This is a genomic window from Gemmobacter serpentinus (assembly GCF_008973825.1).
Classification (GTDB): domain Bacteria; phylum Pseudomonadota; class Alphaproteobacteria; order Rhodobacterales; family Rhodobacteraceae; genus Gemmobacter; species Gemmobacter serpentinus.
On record NZ_WCHR01000047.1, the window covers coordinates 1 to 7,554 of the forward strand.

At 68.2% G+C, this 7,554-nt stretch carries 9 protein-coding genes; 4 read left to right on the forward strand and 5 right to left on the reverse strand.

The window, feature by feature from the left end:
• The 4 genes from tnpA to madM form a co-directional block, all read left to right on the forward strand.
• Positions 1 to 380, forward strand: a 380-nt coding sequence (tnpA, locus tag GBJ34_RS19105) for an IS66-like element accessory protein TnpA (protein ID WP_226341281.1), incomplete at its 5' end; no start/stop codon positions are given.
• Positions 380 to 727 carry an IS66 family insertion sequence element accessory protein TnpB gene (gene tnpB / locus GBJ34_RS19110; RefSeq protein WP_084695240.1) on the forward strand — a complete coding sequence of 116 codons (348 nt, stop codon included), beginning with the start codon at positions 380 to 382 and terminating at the stop codon, positions 725 to 727. The genes tnpA and tnpB, both read left to right, overlap by 1 nt.
• 53 nt (positions 728 to 780) lie before the next feature.
• Positions 781 to 2,331 carry an IS66 family transposase gene (gene tnpC / locus GBJ34_RS19115; RefSeq protein ID WP_035714907.1) on the forward strand — a complete coding sequence of 517 codons (1,551 nt, stop codon included), beginning with the start codon at positions 781 to 783 and terminating at the stop codon, positions 2,329 to 2,331.
• A gap of 6 nt (positions 2,332 to 2,337) precedes the next feature.
• The gene (gene madM, locus GBJ34_RS19120; RefSeq protein ID WP_226341282.1) at positions 2,338 to 3,114 is read left to right on the forward strand and encodes a malonate transporter subunit MadM; all 777 of its coding nucleotides are present in this window, start codon (positions 2,338 to 2,340) and stop codon (positions 3,112 to 3,114) included.
• On the opposite strand, the gene GBJ34_RS19125 is transcribed toward madM, so the two are convergent.
• The 5 genes from GBJ34_RS19125 to GBJ34_RS21275 all read right to left on the reverse strand — a co-directional run bounded on the left by GBJ34_RS19125 (position 3,047) and on the right by GBJ34_RS21275 (position 7,549).
• Complete coding sequence (locus GBJ34_RS19125; RefSeq protein ID WP_035714904.1) at positions 3,047 to 4,216, reverse strand: ABC transporter permease; 1,170 nt, start codon at positions 4,214 to 4,216, stop codon at positions 3,047 to 3,049. The two genes, madM and GBJ34_RS19125, sit on opposite strands and share 68 nt — an antisense overlap.
• Complete coding sequence (locus tag GBJ34_RS19130) at positions 4,213 to 5,364, reverse strand: ABC transporter permease (protein WP_151720789.1); 1,152 nt, start codon at positions 5,362 to 5,364, stop codon at positions 4,213 to 4,215. The genes GBJ34_RS19125 and GBJ34_RS19130 overlap by 4 nt, the downstream gene beginning before the upstream one ends.
• A 4-nt stretch (positions 5,365 to 5,368) precedes the next feature.
• A complete protein-coding gene (locus tag GBJ34_RS19135; RefSeq protein WP_051911464.1) occupies positions 5,369 to 6,358 on the reverse strand; it encodes an HlyD family secretion protein in 990 nt (329 codons plus the stop codon).
• Between the two features lie 157 nt (positions 6,359 to 6,515).
• Entirely contained in the window at positions 6,516 to 7,448 is a 933-nt protein-coding gene (locus GBJ34_RS19140) for an IS5 family transposase (RefSeq protein WP_151720790.1), read from the reverse strand.
• Entirely contained in the window at positions 7,445 to 7,549 is a 105-nt protein-coding gene (locus GBJ34_RS21275) for a transposase (RefSeq protein WP_226341283.1), read from the reverse strand. Before GBJ34_RS21275 ends, GBJ34_RS19140 begins: the two co-directional genes overlap by 4 nt.
• Between the last annotated feature and the right edge of the window lie 5 nt (positions 7,550 to 7,554).

A 7,554-nucleotide genomic window follows, 5' to 3' on the forward strand; every position in this document is an offset into this window, starting at 1 on the left:
TGGGCGTGGAGATTTATGCCTCTGGTCATCGGCGGTGGCCGGATGAGGTGAAGGCTCGGGTGGTCGCCGATACACTGCAGCCGGGGGCCACGGTAAACGCAGTGGCGGATCACTATGGAGTGCAGCCGAACCAGGTATCGGCGTGGCGGCGGCTGGCCAAGCAGGGCAAGCTGGTGCTGCCAGCCATCTTGGCCGAAGAGCCGGTCTTTGCCTCGCTGGTGGTTTGCGATACACCGCCTGCTGTCCATTCCTACGACGGGCGCGCTGCAGACGAGGGGATCAGGATCATTATCGGGGAGGTGAGGCTTGAGCTGGCCGCGGACACGCCCGCCGTTCGGCTGGCCGAGATTGTCCGTGCTCTTGGAGCCGCGCCGTGCTGATGCCGTCGCAGGGCATGCGGATCCTGGTGGCGACCAAGCCGGTGGACTTCAGGAAGGGGCACGACGGATTGGCAGCCTTGGCGCAGTCGATGCTGGCGGAAGACCCCTTCACCGGCACGATCTTTGTGTTCCGCTCGAAGCGCGCCGACAGGCTGAAGATCCTGTTCTGGGACGGCAGCGGGCTGGTGATGGCTTACAAGCGCCTTGAGGCCGACAGCTTCACCTGGCCGGCCATCCGGGACGGGGCCATGACCTTGAGCCGAACGCAGTTCGAGGCGCTTTTTGCCGGCCTCGACTGGCGGCGGGTCCGACCTCTGGAAACCCCAAAGCCAGCCGTTTCAGAATGACCTGAATGCAATAAAAGCGTTCAACTACAGTCGGATCAGGGTATGATGACTTCATGTCCGCCGCTCCGTCCATCGACCTGTCCGCCATCCCCGAAAGCCAGCGCGCCGCTGTTCTTGCCGTGCTGAGGGAACGGGACGCGCTGCAGGAAACCAACCGGCGGCTGGAGCATCTGATCGCCGAGCTGAACCAGGTCTTGCATGGCAAACGCTCCGAGAAGCTGAACGACGACGAGCGTCAGCTGGCTTTCGAGGATCTGGAAACCGCGTTGGCCGAGGCCGAGACCCGGCAGGATGCGGAGACTGCGCCCCGCACGCCCCCGCGCCGGGCCGCCCGCCGCAATCGCGGGCATCTTCCGGAAAGCCTGCCCCGCGTAGAACGCGTGATCGAGCCGAGCAGTCTGCTCTGTCCGTGTGGCTGTGGTGAGATGCACCGCATCGGCGAAGACCGGACCGAGCGGCTGGATATCGTGCCCGCGCAACTGCGGGTCATCGTGACCGTGCGCCCAAAATATGCGTGCCGCAGGTGTGCAGAGGGCGTGACCCAGGCACCGGCACCCGCACACCTGATCGATGGCGGCCTACCCACTGAGGGCGCCTTGGCGCATGTGCTGGTCAGCAAATACGCGGACCATCTGCCGTTGTATCGTCAGAGCCAAATCCTTGCCCGCGCGGGCATCGAGCTTCACCGCAGCACGCTGGCTGATTGGGTCGGCACCGCCGCCTTCCACCTCGGTCCCGTGGTCGATCGGCTGACAGAGCACCTGAAGACGTCGAGCAAGCTGTTCATGGACGAAACCACGGCACCCGTGCTCGATCCTGGCCGAGGCCGGACGAAGACGGGCTACCTCTGGGCCCTGGCGCGCGATGACCGCTCATGGGGCGGGGGCGATCCGCCCGGTGTGGTCTTCACCTATGCGCCCGACCGCGCGGGCGAAAACGCAGAGCGCATCCTCCATGGCTTTGACGGCACCCTGCAGCTGGATGGCTATACCGGCTACAACCGTCTGACGCGTCCGTCCCGGACAGGCGGCGCACCGATCACCGTCGCTTATTGCTGGGCGCATGTCCGGCGAAAACTGAAGGAGATCTTTGATCGCGACGGCTCCAAGATCGCGGCCGAGGGCCTGTGCCGGATAGCCGAGCTTTACCGGATCGAGGCCGAGATCCGTGGCATGGACCCGGGCCAGCGGCTGTCGGCCCGCCAAGCGCGCAGTGCGCCGCTGATCGCCGCATTCGGGGAATGGCTGCAGCTGCAGTGTCGGCGCATATCGATGAGGTCGCGCCTCGGGGAGAAGCTGGCCTATATCCATCGTCACTGGGGCGGGTTGCAGACCTTCTTGCGCGACGGCCGGGTCGAGATCGACTCCAACAACGTCGAGAACCTGATCCGGCCGATCGCGCTGACGCGAAAGAATGCGCTCTTCGCAGGCCATGACGAGGGTGGCCGATCCTGGGCGCGCATCGCATCCCTGATCGCCACCGCAAAGGTCAACGGCGTCGAACCCTTCGCCTACCTCAAGGCAACCCTGGAAGCGGTGGCAGCCAGCCATCCTCAGGCAAAGATCGACGACCTGCTGCCCTGGAACTTCAACCCGTCAAGCTGAAACCAGGTGAGGCGGCGCCGCCGCTTACTGATCGTCGAGGTTCTGGCCCGCAACGGCCTGGTCTTTGCCTTCCTGTTCGTGGGCGGCGTCATGTGGCTGTCCTATCAGCTGTCCGACCGGCTGACGGCGGGTCGGCTGCACGGATCGGCAGTGGCCATCATCATCGGTCTGATCCTGGCCTGGATCGGCGGCATGATGACCGGGGGCAGCCGCGGGCTGGCGGATGTGCCGCTGTTCACCGGGATCGGGCTGATGGGGGGCGCGATGCTGCGCGACCTGGCCATCGTCTCGACCGCTTACGGCGTCGACATGCGCGAGATCCGCAAGGCCGGCGCGGCGGGGGTCAGCGCGCTGGCCTTGGGGATCGTGGTGTCCTTCGCGGTGGGCGCGGCGATCGCGGCGGCCTTCGGCTATACCGATGCGGTCAGCATGGCGACGATCGGCGGGGGTGCGGCGACCTATATCGTGGGTCCGGTGACCGGCACCGCCTTGGGCGCCAGTTCCGAGGTCATCGCCCTGTCGGTCGCTGCGGGGCTGCTGAAGGCGGTGCTGGTGATGATCGGCACGCCGCTGGTCGCGCCGCTGATCGGGCTGAACAACCCGAAATCGGCCATGGCCTATGGCGGGCTGATGGGCACGACCAGCGGCGTGGCCGGGGGGCTGGCCGCGACCGACAAGCGGCTGGTGCCCTATGGCGCGATGACGGCGACCTTCTTCACCGGGCTGGGCTGTCTGATGGGGCCGTCGGTCCTCTATCTGGCGCTGCTGGCCGTGACGGGCTGACCGTCTCGACCGCCAGCACCACGAGGCCCAGCCCCGCGGCCAAGGCCCACAGATGCCACAGGATGGGCGCGATCTCGGGCAGGGTCGCGCCCATCTGCATGACCCGCACCAGCCCGTCGATGGCCGCCGTCGACGGGATCAGCTGCGCCAGCGCGTTGAGATGGGCCGGGATCGCCTCGACCGGCCAAGCGAAGCCCGACAGGAAGAAGAACGGCATCCCGAGCGCCAGCAGCACGACCTGCACGACCTCGCCCCGCCGGAACAGCGCCGCGACCAGCTGCGCCAGAAACCCGGCCGCCAGCAGGAAGGGCAGGCCCAGCATCATCAGCGCCCCCGGCCCGCCCAGGATCGGCAGGCCATAGAGCACCGGCAGCACGATCAGATAGACCGGCAGCAGCCCCGCCCAGATGGCCAGCCACGCCCCCGCCCGGCCCAGCAGCCGCCAGACCGGATGGCCGGGCAGCGGCCCGCGCCGGGTCGCAGCCAAGGCCAGCCCCATCATCATCGTCTGCTGCAGGATCAGCACGAAGGCCGCGGGCAGCACATAGGTCGCGTAGCCCGCCGCGGGGTTGAACAGCGGCACCTCGATCTGGTTCGCGGGGCTGACCTGGGCGGTGGCCACGGCGCGGGGCGTGCCTTGGGCGATCAGGCGCCCGGCCTCGACCTCGGCGCCCATCTGGCGCAGGGGGACGGCGGCGCCCTGCATCACGCGCTGATACATCAGGAAATAGCTGGCATCGGCATAAAGCGCGACGGGGCTCTGATCGCCGCGCAGCAGGGCGCGTTCGAACCCGTCGGGGATCAGCATGACGCCATAGGCGCGGCGTTCATGGACCAGCCGCGTGGCCTCGGCCATGTCGGGGGCGAGATGGGTCAGGGCAACGGCCTCCGACGCGTCCACGCGCCGCGCCAGATCGGCCGAAGCGGTCGATCCGTCCTGATCGACCAGCACCACCGGCACATCGCGCAGAAGCTCGGCCCGATAGGGCAGCGGATAGATCAGCGCATAGATGACCAGCGCCAGCAGGACGATCATGCGCACCTGCCGGTCGCCCAGCACGGCGGCCAGCTCGGCGCGGAAGGCGGTGGCCAGCGCGGTCATGACGCGACCTCCTGCCGGGCCAGGCGCGACAGCTGCGCCAGGATCAGCGTGGCCAGCACGCCCGCGATCACCGCCAGCCACAGGACCGACATGGCGGAGATGTCCAAGGGCGTCGCGCGCAGCGACTGGTCGATGCGCAGCTGCACATACCAGGTGCCGGGAATGGCCGCGCCCCAGGCCTGGGCCAGGGTCGACATCGCCTCGCGCGGGAAACCCAGCCCCATGAATCCGAAGGCCGGCGCGGTGATGATGGCGATCAGGCTGGCCGCCCGGCCCATGTCACGCGACAGCACGAAGGCCAGCGCGCCGATCATCTGCGACGCCAGCACGAACAGCACCGCGCCAAGCGCCATCAGCCACAGCGACCCGCGCAAGGGCACCGCCAGCCAGCCATAGAGCGCCACGTCCGACAGGCCCAGGAGCAGCAGGAAGACGACCGTATAGGGCAGGATCTTGCCCAGCATCGCGGGCAGGATGCCGCCCGCCATCCGCATCAGCACGCGCGGATGCCGCCCCGGGCCGAAATCCAGCGAGACCGCATAGGCGGTCGCGGCGGCGGCGATGATCTGCAGGACCGTGGGGATCAGCGCGGCCAGCAGGAAATGCACATAATCAAAGGCCGGGTTGAACAGCGCATGGGCCTGCATCGGGATGGGCTGCAGCGCGACCATGGCCTGCACGGGCGCCTCTCCCTGACCCTGGCGCACCGACAGGCGCAGGCCCGCCAGCGCCGTGTCGATGGCATTGCGGGCGCCGCGGGCGACCAGCGATCCGGCGCTCATGTGCTGGTTGTCGTAGAAGGTGACGATCTCGGGGCGCGCGCCCCGGGTGATGTCGCGTTCCAGGTTCTGGGGCATCAGCACCGCGCCGCGCACCGCGCCGGACACGATCAGCGCGCGTGCCTCGGACAGATCGGACGCGCGATGGGTCACGGTCGGCTCGGGCGCCGCGTCCAGCATCCGCGTGACGGCCCGCGACAGATCCGAACGGTCCAGGTCGATCACCGCCACCGCCATGCCCGTGGGAATGCCTGCGCGAAAGATGCCGCCCAGGACCAGCAACATGATCAGCGGCAGCACGATCACCAGCCCCGCCAGCGCCGGGCGGCGCGGCAGCAGGCGGATCTCGCGCGCCATGACGGCCAGCATGGCCCTAGCGGTCCAGCTGGATCAGCGCGGACATGCCGGGGCGCAGGCCCTCCAGCGGCGCGACGGGGCGGGCCCGCAGCTCAAAGCTGCGCAGGTCGAAATCGCCCGTCGCGCGGGTGGCGCGCCAGCTGGCGAACTGGCCCTGCACGTTGATCAGGGTGATCTCGGCCTCGGCCTCACGGTCCAGGGCGGGGATGCGGATCGTCAGCCGGTCGCCCATCTCCAGCCCCGCCAGCAGATCCTCGCGCAGGTTGAAGGTGAACCAGGCCTGGTCCAGATCGACGATGGTGAACAGCGGCGCGCCCGGGCCGACATTCTCGCCCAGCTCGATCGTGCGGCCAGAGATCTCGCCCGACATGGGCGCGAAGATCCGCAATTCGTCCAGATCGGCCTGGCGTTGGGCCAGCGCGGCCTCGGCCTGGGCGACCTGGGCCGCGGCGACCTCGCGTTCCTCGGGCGAGGCCCCGGCCCGGGCCAGGTCCAGCTGCGCCTCGGCGGCCTCGACCCGGCCTGCGGCGGCGTCGAGGTTGCGCGTCGACTGGTCCAGCGCCGCCTGCGGGCGCAGGCCCTGCTGCGACAGGCCCGTGTCGCGGCCCAGCTGCTCCTCGGCCAGGCGCAGATCGGCCTGGGCCGCGGCCAGCTCGGCCTCGCGGGCGCGGATCACCTCGGGGCGGGTGGCGCCGGCCGCGGCCTCCGAGGCGCGGGCGACCTCCAGCCCTGATGCTGCGGCGGCATGGGCGGTGACCAGCTGCGGGTTCGACAGTTCGGCCAGCAGCTGTCCGCCCTCGACCCGCTGGCCCAGATCGGCCTCGATCCGCGTGACCCGGCCCGAGGTGCGGGCCGAGACATCGACCCGCGGGGCCGCGACCTCGCCCTGGATCAGCAGGGGGCCGGGGCGCGTCGCCCACCAGACGGCACCGATGACCAGCCCGGCCAGAACGGCCAGGACCAGCAGCGGCAGAAGGGATCGGCGGGGCGCCTTGGCAGGTTTCATCGGTTCGGTCCCTGACATTCGACTGAGGGCCAGACTACGCCCGGCCCGCGCCGGGGACAATTCGAAAGCATGCTTGCGAAAAGCAATTTTCATGGGCGTTGTTGGGCATTGTTGCAGAACTCGGCGTCGGAGCAGGGCTCTCCCTTACCCATTAAGCTCAGGCCAGGCGCTCGATTTCGGCGGTGCCGGGTGCGTTGAAGCGGTTCATGAGCGCGACGCGGATGTAGATCTCGGCCGCTTGTCTGTCGGGGTCTTGCGAGGCGATGCGCTCACCGAAGGATTTGAGGCAGCGCATCCTTGCCTCGATCCGACTTCGGACGTGATAGCCGGACCAGACCTTCCTGTTCGCCCGACCGAAACGTTTGGTCGCCCGGAGGATGTCGTTGCAAGCGCGAGCGGCAGGGCAGTCCTCTTTCCAGAGGCGACCATTCTTCCGGATCGGGATGATGGCCGTGCCGCCACGGTCCACGATTGCGGTGTGGCATCGCCGGGTGTCGAAGGCACCGTCGCCGGTCACGGTGCCGACCAGCCCCTCCGGCGGAATCTGCTTCAGAAGGTCAGATAGCTCAGGACCGTCGCCTTCGAGGCTGGAAGTGAACTCCACCGCCCGAATGTCGCCGGTGTCTGTATCCATTGCCAGGTGGACCTTGCGATACTGGCGCTTGCGGTGGGTGCCATGCTTGTGCGCCAGCCATTCTCCATCGCCGAGAAACTTGATCCCGGTGCTGTCCACCAGCAGGTTCAGAGGACCTGGTGCGCGCCGGCAGGATCTCTGGACAGTGAGGGTTTTTTGTCTGCGGCTCATGGTGGAGAAGTCCGGCACGGGCCAGTCGAGCTCGACCATCTCCAGGATGCTGGCCACCGTTCCGGTTGTCTGCCGAAGCGGCAGCCCGAAGAGCACCTTCACCATCAGGCAGAACTGGATGGCCGCACCCGAGAACACCGGCGGGCGACCACGACGACCCGCCTTGTTCGCCAGCCACACCATGTCCTTGTCCATCCAGATCAGTGGCGATCCACGCCGCCTCAAAGACTCGTTGTAGGACTTCCAGTTCGTCATACGGTAGCGGGCAGCCTCAGGTTTGCTCATGCCGAGACGCTTACCGTGGCCCCCGGCTGCAGTGTATCGGCGACCACCCGAGCCTTCACCTCATCCGGCCACCGCCGATGACCAGAGGCATAAATCTCCACGCCCA